The 20,273-nt window shown below is 70.0% G+C and carries 20 protein-coding genes and 1 pseudogene; 13 read left to right on the forward strand and 8 right to left on the reverse strand.

Annotated elements, in window-relative coordinates:
* Positions 1-57 precede the first annotated feature (57 nt).
* Complete coding sequence (locus tag CcI156_RS03255) at positions 58-753, reverse strand: response regulator transcription factor (RefSeq protein WP_139341405.1); 696 nt, start codon at positions 751-753, stop codon at positions 58-60.
* A gap of 573 nt (positions 754-1,326) precedes the next feature.
* Here CcI156_RS03255 and CcI156_RS03260 point away from each other — a divergent pair.
* Entirely contained in the window at positions 1,327-2,127 is an 801-nt protein-coding gene (locus CcI156_RS03260) for a hypothetical protein (RefSeq protein WP_035730534.1), read from the forward strand.
* Between the two features lie 184 nt (positions 2,128-2,311).
* Here CcI156_RS03260 and CcI156_RS03265 read toward each other — a convergent pair whose 3' ends face one another.
* Positions 2,312-3,178, reverse strand: coding sequence for a rhomboid family intramembrane serine protease (locus tag CcI156_RS03265; protein WP_023840505.1), 867 nt, complete (start codon positions 3,176-3,178; stop codon positions 2,312-2,314).
* 273 nt (positions 3,179-3,451) lie between these two features.
* Positions 3,452-3,628 carry a hypothetical protein gene (locus CcI156_RS25410; protein WP_157493289.1) on the reverse strand — a complete coding sequence of 59 codons (177 nt, stop codon included), beginning with the start codon at positions 3,626-3,628 and terminating at the stop codon, positions 3,452-3,454.
* 379 nt (positions 3,629-4,007) lie between these two features.
* Here CcI156_RS25410 and bioA point away from each other — a divergent pair, with 379 nt between their 5' ends.
* Both bioA and CcI156_RS03275 read left to right on the forward strand, forming a co-directional pair.
* Entirely contained in the window at positions 4,008-5,294 is a 1,287-nt protein-coding gene (gene bioA, locus CcI156_RS03270) for an adenosylmethionine--8-amino-7-oxononanoate transaminase (RefSeq protein WP_051623841.1), read from the forward strand.
* A gap of 758 nt (positions 5,295-6,052) precedes the next feature.
* Positions 6,053-7,423 carry a GGDEF domain-containing protein gene (locus CcI156_RS03275; RefSeq protein WP_035941319.1) on the forward strand — a complete coding sequence of 457 codons (1,371 nt, stop codon included), beginning with the start codon at positions 6,053-6,055 and terminating at the stop codon, positions 7,421-7,423.
* A 61-nt stretch (positions 7,424-7,484) separates the two neighbouring features.
* Here the strand turns inward: CcI156_RS03275 and CcI156_RS03280 are convergent, their stop codons facing one another.
* Entirely contained in the window at positions 7,485-8,315 is an 831-nt protein-coding gene (locus tag CcI156_RS03280) for a bifunctional 5,10-methylenetetrahydrofolate dehydrogenase/5,10-methenyltetrahydrofolate cyclohydrolase (RefSeq protein ID WP_076804248.1), read from the reverse strand.
* Positions 8,316-9,549: 1,234 nt separating this feature from the next.
* Here CcI156_RS03280 and CcI156_RS03290 point away from each other — a divergent pair.
* Positions 9,550-10,119: a hypothetical protein gene (locus tag CcI156_RS03290; RefSeq protein ID WP_023840499.1), complete on the forward strand. Its 570-nt coding sequence runs from the start codon at positions 9,550-9,552 to the stop codon at positions 10,117-10,119.
* A gap of 83 nt (positions 10,120-10,202) precedes the next feature.
* Here CcI156_RS03290 and CcI156_RS03295 read toward each other — a convergent pair whose 3' ends face one another.
* Together CcI156_RS03295 and CcI156_RS03305 are read right to left on the reverse strand one after the other, a co-directional pair.
* Positions 10,203-10,805 carry a TetR/AcrR family transcriptional regulator gene (locus CcI156_RS03295; RefSeq protein WP_011435934.1) on the reverse strand — a complete coding sequence of 201 codons (603 nt, stop codon included), beginning with the start codon at positions 10,803-10,805 and terminating at the stop codon, positions 10,203-10,205.
* A 263-nt stretch (positions 10,806-11,068) separates the two neighbouring features.
* A complete protein-coding gene (locus CcI156_RS03305; RefSeq protein ID WP_011435935.1) occupies positions 11,069-11,611 on the reverse strand; it encodes a pyridoxamine 5'-phosphate oxidase family protein in 543 nt (180 codons plus the stop codon).
* Between the two features lie 39 nt (positions 11,612-11,650).
* Between CcI156_RS03305 and CcI156_RS23820 the strand changes: the two genes are divergently transcribed.
* From CcI156_RS23820 to CcI156_RS03340, 7 genes and pseudogenes are all read left to right on the forward strand, one after another.
* Complete coding sequence (locus CcI156_RS23820) at positions 11,651-11,953, forward strand: WYL domain-containing protein (protein ID WP_254847251.1); 303 nt, start codon at positions 11,651-11,653, stop codon at positions 11,951-11,953.
* A 32-nt stretch (positions 11,954-11,985) separates the two neighbouring features.
* Complete coding sequence (locus tag CcI156_RS03315) at positions 11,986-12,435, forward strand: DUF456 domain-containing protein (protein WP_023840495.1); 450 nt, start codon at positions 11,986-11,988, stop codon at positions 12,433-12,435.
* A gap of 698 nt (positions 12,436-13,133) precedes the next feature.
* Entirely contained in the window at positions 13,134-14,420 is a 1,287-nt protein-coding gene (locus CcI156_RS03320) for an ATP-grasp domain-containing protein (protein ID WP_076804249.1), read from the forward strand.
* Positions 14,421-14,837: 417 nt separating this feature from the next.
* A complete protein-coding gene (locus tag CcI156_RS03325; RefSeq protein ID WP_076804250.1) occupies positions 14,838-15,950 on the forward strand; it encodes an arginine deiminase family protein in 1,113 nt (370 codons plus the stop codon).
* A 35-nt stretch (positions 15,951-15,985) separates the two neighbouring features.
* Positions 15,986-16,222 (forward strand): hypothetical protein, encoded by a 237-nt coding sequence (locus CcI156_RS03330; RefSeq protein ID WP_076804251.1) that lies wholly within the window; start codon positions 15,986-15,988, stop codon positions 16,220-16,222.
* Positions 16,219-16,620: a type II toxin-antitoxin system VapC family toxin gene (locus CcI156_RS03335; protein ID WP_023840493.1), complete on the forward strand. Its 402-nt coding sequence runs from the start codon at positions 16,219-16,221 to the stop codon at positions 16,618-16,620. The genes CcI156_RS03330 and CcI156_RS03335 overlap by 4 nt, the downstream gene beginning before the upstream one ends.
* Positions 16,621-16,729: 109 nt before the next feature.
* A pseudogene (locus tag CcI156_RS03340) lies at positions 16,730-17,010 on the forward strand (hypothetical protein); the annotation flags it as partial.
* Between the two features lie 165 nt (positions 17,011-17,175).
* Here CcI156_RS03340 and CcI156_RS03345 read toward each other — a convergent pair.
* Together CcI156_RS03345 and CcI156_RS03350 are read right to left on the reverse strand one after the other, a co-directional pair.
* A complete protein-coding gene (locus CcI156_RS03345) occupies positions 17,176-17,931 on the reverse strand; it encodes a 4'-phosphopantetheinyl transferase (RefSeq protein WP_049761059.1) in 756 nt (251 codons plus the stop codon).
* A gap of 140 nt (positions 17,932-18,071) precedes the next feature.
* Positions 18,072-18,947, reverse strand: a complete 876-nt coding sequence (locus CcI156_RS03350; protein WP_076804252.1) for a metallophosphoesterase — start codon at positions 18,945-18,947, stop codon at positions 18,072-18,074.
* A gap of 217 nt (positions 18,948-19,164) precedes the next feature.
* On the opposite strand from CcI156_RS03350, the gene CcI156_RS03355 reads away from it, so the two are divergent.
* Together CcI156_RS03355 and CcI156_RS03360 are read left to right on the forward strand one after the other, a co-directional pair.
* Positions 19,165-19,539 (forward strand): YkvA family protein, encoded by a 375-nt coding sequence (locus tag CcI156_RS03355; protein ID WP_011435945.1) that lies wholly within the window; start codon positions 19,165-19,167, stop codon positions 19,537-19,539.
* A gap of 88 nt (positions 19,540-19,627) precedes the next feature.
* Positions 19,628-20,236, forward strand: coding sequence for a DsbA family protein (locus tag CcI156_RS03360; protein WP_011435946.1), 609 nt, complete (start codon positions 19,628-19,630; stop codon positions 20,234-20,236).
* Positions 20,237-20,273: the final 37 nt, after the last annotated feature.

Genomic DNA, 20,273 nt, shown 5'->3' on the forward strand with positions numbered 1-20,273 from the left:
GGGGAGCCCCGGGCCTCAGAGTCTCAAGAGTCTCAAGAGTCTCAGGGGTTCAGGGGTTCAGGGGTTCAGCCTGGTGGCGAACACCGCGGCCTGGGTCCGGCTCTCCAGCCCGAGCTTGGACAGCATGCTGGAGACGTAGTTCTTCACGGTCTTCTCGGCGAGGAACATCCGGCTGGCGATCTGGCGGTTGGTGAGCCCCTCCGCGATCAGCCGGAGGATGCGCCGCTCCTGGTCGGTGAGCCCGGAGAGCCGTTCGTCCTCGGCCGGTCCMTCCCGCAGCCGCACCAGGACCCGGGGCGTCACCGCGGGATCGAGCAGAGACTTGCCCGCCGCCACCTGGCGCACCGCGTCCACGAGGGCGGTTCCCCGGATCTGCTTGAGAACGTAGCCGGCCGCGCCCGCCATGATCGCTGTGAAGAGCGCCTCCTCGTCGTCGAACGAGGTCAGGATGAGGCAGGCGATCCGTGGATCGCTCGACCGGACCTGCCGGCAGACCTCGATACCGCTGCYGTCCTCCAGGCGTGCGTCCAGCACCGCGACGTGGGGCTGGAGAKCCAGGATCCGGGCGACCGCCTCATCGGCCCGCCCGGCCTCCCCGACCACCTCCACATCGGGTTCGTCGGTGAGGAGATCCCGCAGCCCGCGACGCACCACCTCGTGGTCGTCAAGAAGGAACACCCGGATGGTTCCGGTGATCGACGCAGGCCCCGGTGCGTCACCGACTCCGGAACCGTCCGCCAGTTCGTCTGACACCGTTGACTCCGCCCGACCCTGACGCCGTAGAAGACCGTCGCTGTTGTCACCTGCAGCAAGCAGAATATAACGCTCGCTGTTGGAGGCGGTGACCTCGACCGCACGGAAGCGGTGTCGTGCGTCTCGGCGGATGCCGTTCGGTGAACCCGTGAACGCCGGTTCCGGCCTCATCCGAAAAGGGTAGGTCCGGGCGGCGTCCGCCGAAGTCCGGTGAGGTGTAATCGAGCGACTTCATGATGTGATTACGCCAGGTCGCAATTGGCGTGCCGACGGCGGATGCAGAGTCCGTCCGCGAGCCCGGAGGTTTCGCCTGCTCCCCGGCGCGGCGCTGCGGCCCGTTGGCCGTAGCAGGGGAACCTCGATCGGGGCCGTCCGGTGTTTGTATCGTATGTCCGCCATGTGGCAAAAAGCACCCCGCTGCGTAGCGCATCCGATCCGTCCGTCAAGATGCAGTTCTCGCCCTCAGGTGCCGGCGCCATTCTCCGGGGTCGGCCGATCATGGGCGTCTTCGGCGTAGCGGCAGACAGAGATCGAGGGAAAGGACGTGCGGTCGTGCGATGGGGTAGGGGCGACGTGGCGACCACCACGGTCGCGGCGAGGATCGCGACGCTTCTGACGGAGCAGGCCGGCGGCGGGGCGCTCACGGATCCGCGGCTCGCCGCGGCGGCCAGCCGTTCCTGGACGCTGACGGAGACGATCGACTCCGCCGGGTCCGTTACCTGTCGGGTGACCACGGCCGTCGTCGCGGCCGTTGTCGCGGGCGCCACCGCGACGGCCTCCGAGGTCCCCGTGGTGACGGGACCGCAGCCGGATCCGACCCTGTCGTACGAGCAGCTCGTTCGCTACCGTGACGCCCTGCTCGCCGCGGATTTCGCCGTTCAGGAGGTCTTCGAGGACTGGCGGACGGTCGCTCTCGACGTGCGGGTCGCGGAGGAGGCGGAGGATGCCGCTCTGGCCGACCTGCCCGAGGCGACCGGTGAGGCTGTCGAGACCGGTGAGGCCGCCTTCTCGACCGCCGTGGACTCGCAGCCGGCCGTGGACTCGCAGCCGGCCGTGGACTCGCAGCCGGCCGTGGACTCGCAGCCCGCGCAGGTCGCCTCGACAACCGGGGAACAGCCCGTCAGGCCCGCAGCGGAGGCGGAGGCCGAGGACGCGCCGGTCGTGACGGGTAGCCGGAAGCGGCCCGGCCGGAGGTCGGCCGACGCAGGCCGTCCGCGAGCCCGGCGCGGTCTGTTGCGACGTCGTGTTCCCGCCGGGAAAGCCGTGGCCGTGGCATCCGCGGCCGACACGGGCGGCTGCGACGACGCCGCCGCGGCCGAGGCTGCCGACTCCACCACCCCCGACTCCATCGTCGGCGGGTCGTCGGCGTCCTGATGCCGGACCGCTGGGGTGCCTGACCGCCGGGCGGGCCTTCGCGGCTTCGGGACTACTCGACGGTCGTGACGGTCGCCGCCGTGGCGGCCGTTGTCGTCGTGGCGGCTTCCGCCGTCGCGGCGTCCACGTCCGGCAGGTGCCGGCGGGATGCCACGACGGTCAGGCCGCGGAAGATCGGGATCGCTCAGTAGGGGCGGCGGTGGCGGGCCGACGAGTTCCCCGTGCCGCGAATCCAGCCGTGTTGGGGCACCCGGAGCGGCGTCCCGGGGCCGGCGGCTCGCAGCCGGCTGATGAACGGCGTGACGAGCAACGCGCCGACCGCGAAGCCGACTACATGTGCTCCGTACGCCACGGTACCGCCGTCGGCGACGCCGAATCCGGTGAAGTAGATGTACTGCAACGCGAACCAGAAACCGAGGACGATCCAGGCCGGCAGCCAGAACGGCAGAAAGAACAGGACGGAGACCAGGCCGATGACGCGGGCCCGTGGGAAGAGCACCAGATAGGCCCCCAACACGCCGGCGACCGCGCCGGAGGCGCCGATCAGGGTGTTCGTCGACCCACCCTCCAACAAGGCGAAGCCGTACCCGGCGGCGTATCCGCAGACCAGGTAGAACAGCGGGTAGAGCAGCCTGCCCATGCGATCTTCAATGTTGTTGCCGAAGACCCCGAGGAACAGCATGTTGCCGATCAGATGAAGCCAGCTTCCATGCAGGAACATCGAGGTCAGCACCGACAGCACCGGGATCTTGTCGAAGCTGGGCGGTGATTCCACGATGCATCCCGGGTTGCCGGCCGCATCCACCCCGATCCGGCCGGAGTTCGCGGCGGTGAGCTGCGCATTGTGCACCAGTTCCCACGGGATCGCACCCCACTCCTGAAAGAACCGCTGCTGCTCACAGATGTTCTGTGCCGCCGACGTCTCCGTGCCGGCGACCGAGCTGACCACCGGTTCGAAGAAAACGAAGATCACCACGTTCGCCGCGATGAGCAGCCAGGTCACGACCGGGCGGCGGCGCAGGGGATTGATGTCGTGAATCGGGATGACCACACTGACATCCTGCCCGATGCGCCTGGGCAACTACTCCTACCTGGCACTCMTGGCCGACGATCAGCCAGGGGTCGTCGGCCTCTGCCTCCGCCGCGAAGATCACACCGGGGCGATGCCGCCGCTGGGAAACTTGGCCTCACCCTGGCCGAGGGGCCGGTCGACCGAGACGGCGAACCATGGAAGGCGAACCATCCGCACTACCTCACTTCACAGTTCCTGGCATCCTCGCGATACCGCGTGGGCTGGAAGGCAATCCGTACGAGGACGAGGGTGTCAACCAGCTGGAGCACGCGCCAGACCGCCGAGCAAGCACGGCGGTCTGGCGCGGATGCCGATGTCGTCGCTGCGGCGCTTCTGCACGACATCGGTCGTGCCCCTGGCGTCGTCGCCGCCGACGTCACCTTCGACGATGTCATCATGATGCGCGTCCACTTGACCAATAGCGCCCATCTCGAGGAGTTCAACACGCTCTATGCGACCTGGGTCAAGGACCCCTCCCGGCCCGGACCACCGTGTGCGTCGACCTGCCCCGTGACTTCCTCGTCCTCGTCGACGCGCTCGCCGTCCTCGACGCCGCCGACTGAGTGGGGGTAGCCGCGAGTTGGACTCCTGTCGGCTTGGGGTTCGAGGGCAGGACGGGCGGGTGACGAGCTCGGGCGGGTGACGCAGGGGTGTGAGACCGCAGTTGTGTGAGACGCACGACGATCGGCCCGGGCCAGCGCCACCCAGGCCACCGCCGTCGACCGGGGTGGGCGAGAGTGGGGAGGTGACCCCTCGTTCGACGATCGCCGTCCCGCCGCCCGCGCTCACCCCCCGGCCCCAGACCCCGGTGGCGGACGTGGGCGACCTCGTCGCCCGCGATCGGCGGGTGGTCTGGCATCCGTATGCTTCGGTGTCCGGCTCCACGCCGCTCTTCCCGGTCGCATCCGCCGCGGGGACCCGGCTGACGTTGACCGACGGCCGGGAATTGATCGACGGGATGTCGTCGTGGTGGGCGGCGATTCACGGCTACCGGCATCCCGTGCTCGACGAGGCGGTGCGCGGGCAGCTCGAGACGATGTCCCATGTGATGTTCGGCGGTCTGACCCATGAGCCGGCGGTGGCCCTCGCCGAGACCCTCGTGGCGATCACGCCGGATCCGTTGCGGCGGGTATTCCCGTGCGATTCGGGTTCCGTCGCCGTCGAGGTCGCGATCAAGATGGCGCTGCAGTACTGGACCGGGCGGGGCCGGCCGGGCCGGACGCGCCTGCTCACCATCCGACGCGGCTACCACGGCGACACCTCGGGCGCGATGGCGGTCTGTGATCCGGACGCGGGCATGCATCACCTGTTCAGCCACCTGCTGCCCCGCCATCTGTTCGCCTCCGCCCCGGCCTGCGCCTTCGACGAGCCGTGTGAGGACGCTCACGTCGCCGAGATCGAGGGGCTGTTGGCCGGGCACGCCGACGAGATCGCGGCGGTCATCTGCGAGCCGGTTGTGCAGGGCACCGGAGCCATGCGGTGGTATGCGCCGGGCTGGCTGGCGCGGCTGCGCGAGCTGTGCGACCACTACGGGGTGCTGCTGATCGCCGACGAGATCGCGGTCGGGTTCGGCCGCTCGGGCGAGCTGTTCGGCTGCGACCATGCCGGCATCAGCCCCGACATCATGTGCGTGGGCAAGGCGATGACCGGTGGATACCTGTCCATGGCCGCGACGCTGTGCACCGACGAGGTCGCGGCGGGCGTCTGCGACTCGCCGGCCGGCGCGTTCATGCACGGCCCCACGTTCATGGGCAACCCCCTGGCGAGCGCGGTCGCGAACGCCAGCATCGACCTGCTCCTCTCCTCGCCCTGGCAGGCTCGGGTGCGCGAGATCTCCGCCGGGCTCTCCGCCGGGCTCGCCCCGGCCGCCGACCTGCCCGGGGTCGCCGACGTGCGGGTACTCGGCGCCATCGGAGTGATCGAGACGCGGGAGCCCGTCGACATGACCGTGATCCAGCCGCTGTTGGTGGATCTCGGGGTCTGGGTCCGCCCGTTCGGACGGTTGGTCTACACGATGCCGCCGTTCATCATCTCCCCCGCCGACGTGGCCACCCTGGCCGCCGCGATGGTCGAGGCGGTCGCCCGTACCATCTGATCGCCGCGTCACCGGTTCGTCCGCGTCACCGGTTCGTCCGCGTTACCGACGCGTCGGTCCCTACGCCGCCGCCAGGTGTCAGGAGCGGACGGCGGGCATCGAGCTGGTCCCTCGGCGGTCCCTCCCTCGGCCGTCCTTGGTCTCCGGGCGGCGGACGTGCCGTTTCCCGGGCGTGTCGGATGTGGTCTCTCGGCGGTGTCCCGCAGCCGACGCGACCGGGCGGCCCGTCGTGACGCCTCCTTCGGCCCGGCATTCGTCGTCGCAGGTCAGGTGCCATTTCCTGGGCAACTATCGCGCGCGTGCCGGGGAGAAAACACGGCTCGGCGACGCCGCGAACGGCTAAGAACCGGCATTCGGACGGTTGCGAATTGGCGAAGCGCCTTCGTACTCTTCGTTCTCGAAGATTCACCGTAAGTAGCAGCGACCAGGTTGGATTCACCGGGCGGTTCCGGCCGGGTACGGCCGTGGACAAGAACGAGGAAGGCCATCCACCAATGCCGTTACGCATACGACTGGCGCGGGGCGCGGGTTCCGTTCTGGTGGGCACCCTTCGGCGTGGCTGGCGGCGAGTCCGCGGGGTGACCACGCGGGGAGCGGGCACGACTGCCCGGACCGGTCGCGGGGCGGCACGAGGCGAAGCGTCCGCCCCACCCGCGAGCGCCGAACCCGTCGGCCCCTGGATGATCGGCCCTCCGCCGTTGGGCCCTCGCCTGGCCGGCCCTCGCCTGGCCGTGCTGCGCCTGCTCGGCCAMGGCTGGATGCTGTGGCGCGCGCCCGGGGGGTTGATGCGGCGGGGGTTAATCGTAGTCTTCTGCTGGCTGAGCATGGCCGGGTTCGCGGCGGCGGGTCTGCGTCCGCGATGGACCGACCTCGCGGCCTTCGCCACCTTCGTTGTTCTCGGGGCGCTGGCCGTGGTGGCGTCCGGACGGCTGGGTGAGGATCTGACCGTTCCCGGGGCCCGACGTCATGACCTGCTGTCCACCTGGACGCTGGCGGCGGCGGTCCTGCTGCCGCCGTTCTACCCGGCGGTTGTCAGCCTGCCGCTGTGCTGGCTCGCCGGCCGTCGTGATCCAGTACAGCCGCCGCATCTGCGCGTGTTCCACGCCGCGGCGTTGGGCATCGCGGGCTTCTGTGCCTCCAGCGTCCATCTGCTGCTTAGCCCCGATCGAGGGCCGTTCACCGTCGACAACCTCGTCGGGTCCGGCGTCGCGGTGCTGGCCTTCCTCGCCGCGGTTGCGGTTTACCCGGTTGTGGCGAGGCTGACCGTGATGGGGATGAGGCTGACCGTGATGGGGATGAGGCTGACCGTGATGGGGATGGCGACGTCCGATGGTCGGGAGAGCCTCGATTCGTGCTCCGGTGTGGCGGCCGGTCCAGCCCGGCCGGGCTGGCCGGACCGGCCGGACCGGACCGGGGTCGTCCCGTCACCTGTCATCCCCGCCCGGACCCCGCTCCGGCATGCGTGCCGCGACCTCGTGCCCGCGCAGGCCGCCGAGATCTGCTCGTCGATCGTGGTCGCGGTGCTGTGGGCGGCGAACCCGTTGCTCATGCTGGCGATCACACCCCCCGTCCTGCTGCTRCAACGCAGCCTGTTGCACGCCGAGCTCCTGCATGCCGCGCGGTCCGACGCGAAGACCCGGCTGGCCAACCCGGCGTACTGGCGCCAGGTCGCGGAACGCGAGATCAACCGGGCCTGCCAGGTGGGGCGTCCACTGTCGGTGCTCCTGGTCGACATCGACCACTTCAAGCGGGTCAATGACAGGTTTGGTCATCTCATCGGGGACGTCATTCTGATCGCGGTGGCGGACGCGCTGCGGGCGGCGACCCGCCCCCGGGATCTCGTCGGACGGTTCGGGGGCGAGGAGTTCGTGGTGCTGCTCACCGAGGTTGAGCTGGAGAACGCGGCCGATGTCGCGGAACGGATCCGCCGCCAAGTCGCCGGAACCCACTGCCGGCTGGAGGGCCGGCCTCCCCTGTCGGTGACCGTGTCCGTGGGAGTCGCGACACATCACGGCCCCCGCGGCGACCTCGCCGGCCTCATCGCCCGTGCGGACTCCGCGCTCTACCGGGCCAAGGCCGATGGTCGTAACCGGGTACGGCTCGCCGGGCCGGTCTACAGCTCCGTCTGAGGCCGCTGCGGGCTCCGCTGAGGTGGCGGGCCCCGCTGATGCCAGGTGGCCGGTGTGCCGATCAGGCGGCGCGCGCCGCCCGGATCGTGTTGCGCAGCAGGAGCATCGTGGTGACCGGTCCCACGCCGCCCGGCACCGGGGTGAGGGCGCCCGCCAGGGACGAGACGGCCGCGGCGTCCACGTCACCGACCTGCCCGGTCTCGGTCACGACGGTGCCGACGTCGATGACGGCCGCACCCGGGCGGACGAAGCCGGCGCCGACGAGGCGGGGATGGCCGGTGGCGGACACGATGATGTCGGCCTCGTGGGCGATGCTCACCAGTCCCTTGGTCCGGGAGTGACAGATCGTCACGGTCGCGTCCTCGGCGAGCAACAGCAGCGAGACCGGCTTGCCGACCACTGGGCCGCGGCCGATCACGCATACCCGGGCGCCGGACATCGGGATGCGGGCCCGGGTGAGGATCTCCACCACCGCGGCGGCGGTGGCCGGCGCGAAGCTCGGCAGACCCAGCGCGAGCCGGCCGAGACTGCTCGGGTTCATCCCGTCGACGTCCTTGGCCGTCGGAATGTGCTCGCCGACCTCGCGGGAGGTCAGCCCGCCTGGCAGCGGCGTCTGGACGATGATCCCGTGCACGGTCGGATCGGCGGCGACGGTGTCGATCGTGTCGAGGATCGCCGCCGGCTCGCCCTTCGGCTCATGCAGCACACAGCGCACGCCGACCTTGCCCGCGGTCCGTTCGATGATCTCGGCATAGGAATACGCGGCCGGATCCGCGGTCGGCAGGACCACCGCCAGGGTCGGCGTGACTCCCGCCGCAGCCAGCCTCTCGGCCTCGTCGACCACGTACCTGCCGATCTCGGCGGCCATCGACCRCCCGTCGAGCATCCTCATGTGCCGTTCCGATCCTCGTCGTTCTCGTGGTCTGGCTCTCGTGGCCCTGCGGTCCTGATGGTCCTCCGGGCCGTTCCGCACGTCCGGGCCGTTCCGTACGGGCAAGTCACCGCTGTCCGCAGGCCTTTCCCGCACTCGCGCGGGTTATGCCGTCCTGGCCCACCACGCCAAACCTGGGGAAGGCCCGGGATGCGCCGGCGCAGCGAGCGGGGCGGCGGCGGGCACGGTTGTACCGTAGCAAGGCGGGTGGGCAGCTAACCTGCGCGGGGGAGCACGCCAGGGCGGCTCGGTGCACTCGGTTCCAGGCCGCTCGGTTCCAGAACGGTCGGTTCCAGAACGGTCGGTTCTCGTGCCTCGGATTTTCGGAATAACGGATCCTCCCTGGGAAAGCCTTCCGGAAGAGGCCCGCCCCTGTGTGGTGGTGCAGCCGAGGTGGGCGATTGCCGAGCGGAAATCCGTGTATTACTAGATATGATCTTCCCGGTTCGGGGTGATGGTGGCAGGTGGTGCGGTCCGGCGGAGTGGGCTGGCCGGTCGTCGACGTTCGCGATCGTTCGAGTCGGCCGCCGCTCGCGGCACGTAGCGGCCCGCTCCTCGCTGTGACATCTACGGACGGCCGGAGCGACGCACCTGAAACGACGCACCTGAAACGACGCACCTGAAACGACGCACCTGGCCGGAAGCGTCCGGTGCCCGCTACGCCGCATCCCGAGCCACCCGCCACACTGGCTGTACTCAGGAACTCCGGCCGGCTTGCCGGATGTAGCGATATGAATGCGACATTCGTCCTGCTGCGATGAGTCCACGGAACTTGATGTCAGGTGGGTAGCGAGGGTATATCATTCACCATTTTCCCGAGTTTATTGTCCTGCTTCTCTTCTCGGCTACCATGGAGACGTCCCGTCCTTGACCACGACGTGGAGTATCGAGATGAAGTCATCCGCCCGCRCGACCATCCGTGCGATTCTTCTGGTTTCATTCCTGGCCGCCGGCTCTCCGTGACCGGGGGGTTTCCCTCGTTGAAGGCACGTCAGCTTCTGCGAGTGTCTGGACGATTGGGATATCGAGTGACAAAACAGGACGATTCAGCTCACCGATGGCTGGAGGCGGACGGACGTCCACGACTTCGTCTTGCTTTTCATGACCGGATCACCATCGGGCCGGGGGTCGTCCGGCAGATACTGGTCAAGCAGGTGGGGCTGACGGTCGAGGAGGCGTTTGGAGGTGATCGATAGTGTCTAAGGTGGTATCGGTGCTGGTTCGCCGGGACGGCCCCTGCTGGTCGGCCTGGTCGCCGCAGTGTCCTGGTCTGGTGGCCGCCGAGACGACCGCCGAGGAGATGCGTGCCGCGTTGCCGGACCTRATCGCCTGGTACTTCGACGGGGACCCCGACGTCAACCTCCGGATCCACCTTGAGCTGGAGGTGCGCGGTGTCATCGTCCGGATCGCGCAGGATGCCGACGCCTGGGAACGGCAGCTGGTCGCCGAGCGTCTGGGCGCGGCCTTGGGCATGGACAGTCAGGCGGAACAACTGCGCGCCGTGCGGGCGAACGCCGCGGGCGAGGTGGTGTATGTCTGTGCGCTGCCGTCGGACCAGATCTCCTGGCTGACCGGGCAGATGGACGACGAGGACGATGCGGTCGTCGTCGCGCTTCCGGCGACGGAGAGCGAACTGTGGACCTTGCAGTTTGACGCGCTCCGGCGGCGAGGTGAAAAAGCGCCGGGTGCCGGCTACCGGCCGGAGGCAACCTTTGATGAGATCATGGCGACGTTCGCCGGGCCACGCCTCCAGCTCAGCGCATGACAGCCCGGCCCCGCGCCGGTCGGCCCCCGCCGGTGAGCGCCCGCGTGACGGCGGGAATCTCCGCCCTTCGGGCGAAGAGGATGTCAACGGGGGAGATCGCGCAGGATGAGGTCGAGGCCCGCGAGGAACTGGGCCTCGTTCTCCTCCCGTAGATGGGGTGCCGCATCGGAGAGATCCGGGTGGTGTTCGGCCGGCGGGCGTACCGCCGCGACCGGGCCGCCGCGGGCGCCGGCCCCCTCCCGTTCCACGGCCCGGGCGAGCTGGCGGGCCTCGCTGAGGGTGTGGCCGAGGGTGTAGAAGAGCAGCGTCTGGTAGACGTTGGCGGCGTCGGCCGGATCCATGCCTGCGCGGTGAAGCTGGGCGACCGCGTGATCAGCCCGCTCCCAGTAGGCGCCCACCCCGGGCGGGCGGCGCAGCACCAGCGGCGCCAGGGTCGGATGCGCCAGCAGGGAGCGTCGGAGCTGACGGAAGTTTTCCCGGATGTCCCGGCGGGGGTCGTCGGTCTCCGGCAGCTCCTCCACCCCGCGGATCACCGTGTCCGTCAGCGCGTCGAGCAGCGCGTTCTTCGTCGCGAAATGTCGGTACATCGCCGTGGGATCCACGTCGAGGAACGCGCCGAGGGCMCGCATGCTGAACGCGCCCGCGCCGTGCGTGTCCACGACCTCCATCGCTGCCGCCAGCAGCACCTCCCGGGACAGCGTGCCCCGTGGGGTCCGCCGGGAACCGACCCGCCGACCTCGCCGCCTACCGGTGTCCGCGTCGGCGGTTCCGATGCCTTCTGGCTCGTCATCGTCGGTGCCGGGATCGTGCGTGCCGGCGTCACCCTCCCGGGTGTCCTCGGAGCCTGGGCTCTCGTCGTCGGACCGGGGCGCCTTGGGATCGTTGGTCTCATCGTCGATGGCATCATGATAGTCAACGATGTTGACGCCGTCCCGCGGCTCGTGATGGTCTACTCCTCGGCCCAGGTTTCGCGCACCGGCCCGTTGCCACGGCGCTGCACCCGCACCCCTCGATAGCCCGGTCGCCAGCTTTCCAGCACGATCTCCCCGGCCGGCTCGTCGACGCTCGTGCGGACCACCTCGGTGAGCTCGACGCGGAAGAGGTCGAACGGCGTCGGCGGGCCGACCTCGGTGGCGAAGGAGGCCAGGACCTCCTCATCGTTGATCCACCGGGCCCGCCCGGAGACGCGGATGTCGCCGCCGGCCAGGTCCTGGCCCGGCCCGGGATTGGCGGCCAGGGCGAAGCGGGGGTCGCGACGCAGGTCCCGGGACTTGCGCGCATCCGGCATGCTCCCGAGCCACAGCTCCCCGAACCGGAAGTTCGTCTCGATTCCGCTCGTGCGCGGGGAGCCGTCGGCACGCACGGTAGCCAGGATGTGATGGCGGAATGCCGCGAACCGGGTGCGCGCGGTCTTGGCGAGGGCGGGTTGCGCGGCCTCGAAGTCGCGCCAGGATGTCGTCACCGCGCCATCGTGACATGAAAACTCTGCCATCTGCTGTCCTGGTTCACGGCTAGGCTTCCCAGACGTGCGATCGAGCCGRCTCACCGCGTTGCTCCTGCATCTGCAGGCCGTGCGGCGGGCCCGACTGACGCCGACGGCTGGCGGGAGGTGGAGCTCGCGACGGAGGGGCTCCAGGTGGCGCTCAGCCAACTGTGTGTCCTGGCGGACGGGGTCGTGGTGCTCGCCCCCGCCGAGTTGCGCACCGCCTTCGCCGAGGTGGGTCGACGCATGGCGGAGAACAATATGGCGGGGAACAGTGCTGCCGCGGCGGTGGGGAGCAACACTACCGTCGCGGGAGATCGGGAGATGCCGGTGAAGGAGGTCGCGCCATAAGTACCGGTGGGCTGCTAGTTGTCGCTCTGGTGATGGCCGTCGGCCTGGTCGGCGTCGTCCTCCCGGTACTGCCGGGCCTCGTCCTGGTCTGGGGCGCGGGTCTGTGGTGGGTGATCGCGGACGGTGGGGGAGTCGGTCGCTGGATCGTGCTGGCGCTCATGACCGCGCTGTTCGTGATCGGGGCGCTCACCAAGTACGTCCTGCCGGCTCGGGCTACGGCCGGTCGGGGGGTGCCGTGGCCCAGCCTGGCCATCGGCGCGGTGTGCGCGATCATCGGCTTCTTTGTAGTGCCGGTCGTCGGGCTCCTGATCGGTGGAGTGGTCGGGATCTACCTGGCCGAGCTGGTGCGGTTGGGGGATGCGCGAGCGGCGGGCCGCACGACCTGGGCCGCGATCGTCGCCTTCGGGGTCGGTGTGGTCGTGGAGCTCGCCGCCGGCGTCGCGATGGTGCTCGTCTGGTTGGTCGGCGAGTTCGTCGCGTGATGACACGTGACGACTCATGGCGATTCGTAACGATTCGTGACGTCGTGCTGCTGCTTCCGGTCTTCCGGAGTCCGCGGGGGCCGGGAGTCCGCGCGTCCCGATCCGGGGAGTCGACCGGCCCCGAGCCTGGTGGGCCGGTCTCCCGACGGCGCCCTCCGCCGCATGATCGCTATGTTAAGTAGGGGTAACCATTTCCGGTGCTCCGTGGTTGCCGCCTCGTCCGTCGTGTGYGGCTGTTAGCATCGTCCGAGTGATGCTGATGGAACGTCTCCTGACGGATCTCAATGGTGGACGGCGAATGTTCCACTCCGAATTTCACCGGGCTATCGGATCGAACCCCGGATGAGTGATCCGGGGCGGACCTACCGAAAATCTCAGAAATTTATACGATATTTTTTCCATTATTGTTCAGAGTGGCCGTGGTCAAAGTCGCGGTTCCTTTTTATGTCACATTCCTCCGGGGCTCCGCAGTGGTACCGGGCGCGCCCGCGGAGTCACCGGCCGATGCGGCGTCCGTTCTTTCCCCCGATGTCCTTCCCTTCTATGTCCTTCCCTTCGACGTCGAGGATCGTGTGGAGGCAGCCGGCCGCCGGGTTCCGCGGCCGCGGTCTGGTCGAGGCCTGACGACGTGACCGGGAAACGTAGCGCGCAGGCTCCGTCCTTGAGGGCGGGAGGATGCCAAGAGAGGAGACCGTCCCGTGCGTGTCCTGGTGATCGGATTCGGGCAGGCGTTGCTCAACCAGCTGGGTTCGGCGCTGCMGCCGGGCAGTGTCACCCTCGTCGAGGACCCGGATCTGATCGACCGGCGGCGAGTGCGGCCGGCTGTCGAGAAGCTGCCCTGCGTGGCGGCCCTGCTCCCGGCGGCCTACCACCAGAGCGAGGACTTCCTCCCCGTCGTGCTCGCAGCGGCGGCCACCGGGGGACCCTTCACCGCCGTCGTCCCGGCCCTGGAGTACAGCGTCCCCGCCGCGGCCTTGGCCGCGGCCGCACTGGGCCTGCCGGGCGCGGGAGTCGGGGCCGCCCGATGCCTGTCGGACAAGATCGAACTGCGCCGGGCGGCGACGGCGGCGGGCATCGCGACCCCGCGCTGGCGGGAGGTCTTCGGCCCGGATGACCTCGCGGCCTTCGGGGTGGAGAGCCCGGTGGTGCTCAAACCCGCCAACCGGCACGGCAGTCTCGGCGTGCAGATCCTCGACGCGGTGGAGGACGGGCCGCTCGACCTGGCGGCCATCTGGTCGGCGACGGTCGCCGCCCTCGACGACGGCGCGCTTCCCAACCGCCCGTTGCACTGGCGCTACCTGGTGGAGAGCCGGATGGTCGGCGCGGAGTTCAGCGTGGAGGCGCTGGTGCGCGACGGCGTGCCGAGCTTCGTCAACGTGACGGCGAAGCGGGTGCTGCCCGGGCGGCACCCGGTCGAGACCGGGCACGTCGTGCCGGCCCCCGGACCCGCGGCCAGGACCGCCGTGCTGAGCCGCGCGTTGACGCGTCTCATCGCGGCGATCGGCTTCGGGGACGGCATCCTGCACGCCGAATGGATGCTGACCGCCCGCTGCCCGGACGACCCGGTGCTCATCGAGTGCGCCGGGCGGATCCCCGGTGACAGTCTGGTCGAACTCATCGACTTGGCCTACGGAACCTCGCTGGCCGCGGACTACCTGGAGATTCTTTCCGGGGGGCGGCCCGCGCCGGCCGCGGTGGCGAGCGCCGCTGCGGCGATCCGCTTCCTGAGTGCCTCACCCGGTCGGGTCGACGCGGTCGACGGCGTCGAGGTCGCGCGGGCGGTGCCCGGGGTGCGGCGGGTGGCGCTGGCGGTCACCCCGGGCACGTCCATCCCGCCGCTGCGCTCGTCGGGCGACCGCATCGGCGAGGTGTTGGCGGTCGGCCCGACCCCGATGGATGCCGAGGCCACGGCGGCACGCGCCGCCGGGCTGGTGCGCGTGGCGGCGGCAGGGGCTCCGTTCGGCGCGGCTGTCATGCGGATCTAATTCCGTTGCCGCCGTCGCTCACCCTGATTATGAACACGTAAACGCCTGCCCGATCGGCACGTCGCGTACCCGCGCTATCCCGGGCTCCGCGTCCTGGTCGCATAATGCCGAGGTGGAACGCGCCAGCGAGAAATCGGATAGATGATTCTTGGCCTGTGGGTCGGCGTCCGGCGGGTGAGTACGGACATCGCCGTCGATCTGTCTACGGCTGCTGCTTCCACGCTCTCCCCGCGGCCGTGTTCCGCTTTTCCGTGCCTTTCTCCTCGTTGGCCGATGGGGGCCGAGGGCGCGCCGTGGCGGGTGCCGCCGTCGCGGCGGGGGTGATGGTGTCGGGGGTGCCGGTGTCGGGGGTGCCGGTGTCGGGGGTGCCGGGCCGGCGCGGTCGCGACCTGGTCACCGGATGACCGGGGTTACCGGATGACCGGGTCGACGGTTCTCATCCAGAATCCGACGGTGGTGCAGCCGGCCGAGACGTCGGTGTTCCTGGCACCCCGTCCGTCCTACGACCCGGTCCRGGCCGCGRCCGAGTCCGYCGCGGTGCGAGCGGCGCTCGCCGACCTCGGGGCCCGTCCCTGTGCCCCGTCCGAGATCCTCGCGGCGCTGCCCCGGGAGGTCCTGATCGAGCTCGCCGTCCGCGCGGTCAGCGCTGAGGACGACCTGCGAATGGCCGCCGCCCGCGAGGCGCTCCACGACTGGTCGGCGCCGGCGCTGGTGCCGGTGGTGCTGCGCCAGCCGCGGCTGCTGCTCGACCCCGGCGCCGCCCGCGGCGTGATCGGCCCCGACCAGGCGGACGAGAGCTACGCTCTGCGTCCCCTGGCCGGGTTGATGTTTCCTCGTGATCATTATGTCGATCTCGGTGAAGCGGTCGCGGTCGGCCGGTTGCGGCGCCGGGACCGGGCCCGCGAGACGGTCGTCATGGCTGCCGTGCTGCGCGGGTTGCGGGGCCGATCGGCCGAGGTCCGCGTCCCGGAGCCGCTGTTCCTGGAAGGCGGGGATCTGGTGAGCTGCGGCGATGTGGCCGTCCTCGGCACCGGTTGGCGGACCAGCCCGGCGGTCTGGGGGCTGTTGCGTCCGCATCTGCTGGCCAGCTTCGGTCACGTGGTGCGGGTCCGCGACGAGCTGCGGCGTGACGGCCAGCCCCATCTGAACTCCTGGCTCGGCCTCGGCCCGGGGATCGCCCTCGTCGCCGCCGATCGGCTGCACGCCCCGGCGGTGGTGGAACGCGACGGYGTCGCCGGCCGGGAGACGACGCTGGTCGACGCCCTGCGAACGATCAATCTCGCCGTCTGTCCGCTGGCACCGGACATGGTCGCGGCCTTCGCCGCGGGGGTGTTCTTCCTACCGGCCTTCGCGCCGCCGGAATCGGTCCTCCGGTCGGAGCCGGCCGCCCTGGTATCCACGGCGAGTGCGCCCTGGACCGAACCGGTGCTGTCGCGGTTCGGGATCCAGACCGTCGCGGTGCCGTTTGACGAACATCACAAGCAGTTCGGCAGCCTGCACCGGGCGCTCAACACCGTCCCGCTGCGCTGATGGCATGGCGCTTGCGGTGGGACTAAAATGCTTGCATGGCGACGATTCATGTCCGCGAGGTGCCGGAGGAGACCCTCACCATCCTCAAGGTCCGTGCCGCGCGCGCGGGCCGGTCATTGCAGCAGTATGTGCTGCAGCTGCTGGAGGGCGAGGCGGCGACGCTCACGGCCGAGGAAGCYGCGGACCAGGCCCGATCGATCGCCTCCMGCGGCACGGTGACCGCGACCGACGTCGTGGACGCGATAGCGCGGATGCGCGCGGACMGTGGATGATCGTCCTGGACACCTCCGTGCTGGTGGAGTTTCTGGTCGGCACGGATGACGTCGCCGACGTGGTCCGTGCCCTGGCCACCCGGGAGCGGATCGCCGCGCCGCACGCGGTCGACCTGGAATGCGCCTCGACGCTGCGCGGCCTCGCCCGCGGTGGGAAGCTGCCCGAGGGCGAAGCATCACGTGCCCTGGAACTGCTTGGTCGCATGAACCTGCGACGCTATGGCCACGCCCCGCTCCTCCCCCGGATCTGGGAACTACGCCACAACATGTGGCCCTACGATGCCGCCTACATCGCGCTCGCGGAAACCCTGAACGCCGACCTTGTCACGGCCAACCGGAAACTCGACCGCGTTCCGGGTCTCCGCTGCACCGTCCGTGACCTCCAGAACGGGCCGTGAACGCTCCGACCGGACCCGGCTCGCCTCCAGCCCGAGCCCCAGCCCGGTCAGGTGGGAGTCGAACCATCAGCGTCGGCTTGCGGGGCGTCGGCTGCGGCATGCTACCGGCATGCCTGATTCGCGGATCAGCCTGGCCGATGCCCTGGAACTGAGGCGGACCGGCGACCTGTGGCTGTTCCGCGGCCGCACGGCGGCGGACCGGGCGATCCAGACGACGACCAACAGCCCGGTGAACCATGTCGGCATGGCGGTGGTCGTTGACGATCTTCCGCCGCTGATGTGGCACGCCGAGCTGGGAAATCGTTGCCGGACGTCTGGGCGGGCACGCATCAGCGCGGCGTGCAGTTGCACGACCTGCGTGCGGCGGTGGAGGTCTGGGCACGCCGTTTCCGTTCTGGAGCGGTGACGACCTGCGTCTGTCCGGAGGCTTCGTGCTGGGCGGGGAGATCGTCGTGGACGTGGACGACCCTGCCTAGCGTCGCGTCCGGTGGGTCCGTGCGGCGGCCGTTGACCAGGATTCGGTTCCTTGTCTTTCCAGAGCCTTTCGTGTCCGATTTATCCCTCTGGATAGGCAGGATGCGTCTGGGGGGATGCCGTCGTCATGGGGATGCCGTCCAGGTGCGGCACGGTGATCGCGGTGACCAGCAGGCCGCGGGCCGAGAGCCAACGACCGCCGAAGCCGGTCAGCTCACCGCCGGCCAGCCGTGGTCCCGCCACCAGGAGTTTCGCGGTGAAGGTGCCCCGGGCGGCCGGGCTCGGTGCCGGCGGGCCCATAGGTGCGGTGCCCGGGTGGATCACGAGGGCGGCGTCCCCGAAGCCGAGCCAACGTTCCGCCAACGGGTACCACGCCTTGTAGACAGACTCCTTGGCGCTGAACAGCAGCCGGTCCCAGCAGACGGCCGGGCGGGTGCGGGTGAGGGCCGCGAGCCAGCCCGCCTCGGCGGGAACGGTGATCTCCTTCAGCACCCCGCCGGGTGTGGGCTCGTTCGGCTCGGCGTCGATGCCGATGGTGTGGACCTCCGCCGCCCGGGCCACCGCGGCCGCCCGGTAGCCGGCGCAGTGGGTGATGCTTCCCACCACTCCGTCCGGCCAGCCGGGTGCGCCGCGGGAACCGGGCAGGATCGGCGCCGCCGGAAGTCCGAGCCCCTCCAGCGCGCGATGCGCGCATACCCGGGCGGTGGTGAACTCGCGGCGCCTCTTGTCGACCGCGCGGCTCAGCAGCGCAGCCTCCTCGGGGAATAGCACAGCCGAGGGATCGTCCTCAAACGCCTCGACGGCGACGGCCGCGGCGGGCAGCAGGCTCGCGAGCAGGCGCGGATCCACCCTCTTTACTCCGGTACCCGTTACTCCGGTAGCCGTCCCTGACGTCGAAGCCGGCGCCCCCGGCGGCGCCGAGCCTGCCCCCGGCGCCAATCTCGATCCCGGCGTGGAACTCGATCCTGGCATCGCGCTCAGTCCCGGCGGGCCGGCGGTGCGGGGAAGGGCAGGATCTGCCGTAGCCCGGACCATGGYGTGCCCCACGCCGCGCGTTCCCGAGGGTAGCCCATCGAGACCTCCTCAAAGCGGACGTCGTCGTACCAGGTGGTGCGGGGAATGTGCAGATGACCGTAGACGACAGCGCTGGCCCGGAACCGCGTGTGCCAGTCGGCCGTGCTCGTGGTGCCGCACCACAGCGCGAATGTGGGGTACCGCAGTACCGCGGTGGGCTGACGGACGAGTGGCCAGTGGTTGACGAGCACCGTTGGYATTGTCGGATCGATGTCGCCGAGGCGCGCCCGGGTCTGCGCGACCCGGGCCCGGCACCAGGCGTCGATGGTGGGATACGGGTCCGGGTGCAGCACCCATTCGTCGGTGCATACGATCCCGCTTTCCCGGGCCAGGGCCAGCGCCTCCTCCTTCGTCGCCGTTTCGGCGGGCCGAAAGGTGTAGTCGTAGAGCACGAACAACGGCGCGACGACAACGGGGCCGCCCGCGCCCTCCCAGACCGGATAAGGGTCCTCCGGGGTGACGACGCCCAGCCCGCGGGCGATCTCCACGAGATGCCGGTAGCGTTGTTCGCCGCGCAGCTGCACCGGGTCCTGCTTGGGAGTCCACAGCTCGTGATTCCCCGGCACCCAGACAACCTTCGCGAAACGCCCGCTGAGCTGCTTGAGCGTCGTCTCGATATCGGCGATCGTCTCGGCGACGTCACCGGCGAGGATCAGCCAGTCGTCGGATGATCCGGGTGCGATGTCCTCCACCATCCGCCGGTTCTCGGGGTAGGCGACATGCACGTCACTGACGGCCAGCAGCCGCCCGGGCGAAACCGGGGAATCCGTCCGGGACACAAGGCGAAGCCTACCGGCGCGGCCACCGGCGTGTCCGCCAGATGAAAATGCTGTTCCGGTGTTCGAGATGGCGCCGGGTGGGCATCCTGATCGAGGATCATCGCGAGGGATCGGTGACGATCCCTCGAGGACGACACGATGAGCCGACGGATCCAGCCGATCTTGCGGGAGTGGACAGCGATGAACGACAGCGGGCAGCGATGAGTGGTGGGCAGCGATGAGTGACAGCGTCGGAATCGGGCTGCTCGTCGCCCTCGGGGCTCTCGTCATGATCGTCCTGGCGCTGGCCGTGGCCGCGCTGGTCGCCGTCCGGAAGTACCGGCTGCCGTTGCGGGGCCTCGTGGCGACCCTGGCGGGCCTCGCCTACGTCATCTCCCCGGTGGACGCCGTCCCGGAGATTCCGCTGGGGCCGATCGGCCTGATCGACGACATCACCGTGATCATCGCGACCGTGGTCTACCTGCGTGGCCTGATCGCCGCGCGGCGGGGCCTGGACCCGGCCGGGATCGATCCACCCGGCCGGGCGCCCCACCCGATGCCGCGGCAGCCTCCGCCGCCTCGGGTATCAGGCCGGCGCCGCGGTGCCCGCTGAGCAGGCTGCCGCTGAGCAGGCTGCCGGGGCTGGCTGGAACACCGGGGCTGGCTGGAACACCGGGACCGGCCCCGGTGTTGTCCGCGACATGACTTCTGTCACCTTCGCGATCACCTGGGATTACCGTTGCCCGTTCGCCCGCAACGCACATGAACACGTTTTGACTGGTCTCGCGGCCGGTGCCGACTGGAACGTCACCTTTCTCCCGTTCTCGCTGGGGCAGGCGCACGTGGAGGAGGGGCAACCCACCGTCTGGGAGAAGCCCGAGCAGGACTCCGGGATCCTCGCCCTGCAGGCCGGCGTCGTCGTCCGCGACGAATACCCGGATCTGTTCCCCTCCGCCCACCGGGCGCTGTTCGCGGCGCGTCACGACGAGGGCCGTCACCTRGAGGACCGGGCGGTCATCCAGGAGACGCTCGCGGGGGTGGGGCTGCCCGCCGACGAGGTGCTTGCCCGGGTTGACGATGGCGCTCTCGACAAGGTCCGCGCCGAGCACGAGCAGTACGTCGCCTCGCATACCGTCTGGGGCGTGCCGACCTGGATCGCCGGTGATCAGGCCGTGTTCGTCCGGCTGATGAACCGTGCGCCGCTCGGTGCCGACCCGGCGGGTTCCATCCGTGCGGTGGAGCGCATCGTCGACCTGGTGACCGGTTGGCCCGAGTTGAACGAGTTCAAGCACACGTCCATCCCACGCTGATCTTCCAGGCCGGTTCGGTCCGTCCCGGTACACCCAC

The sequence above is a fragment of the Frankia sp. CcI156 genome (assembly GCF_001983015.1).
In the GTDB taxonomy this organism is placed as follows: Bacteria; Actinomycetota; Actinomycetes; order Frankiales; family Frankiaceae; genus Frankia; species Frankia casuarinae.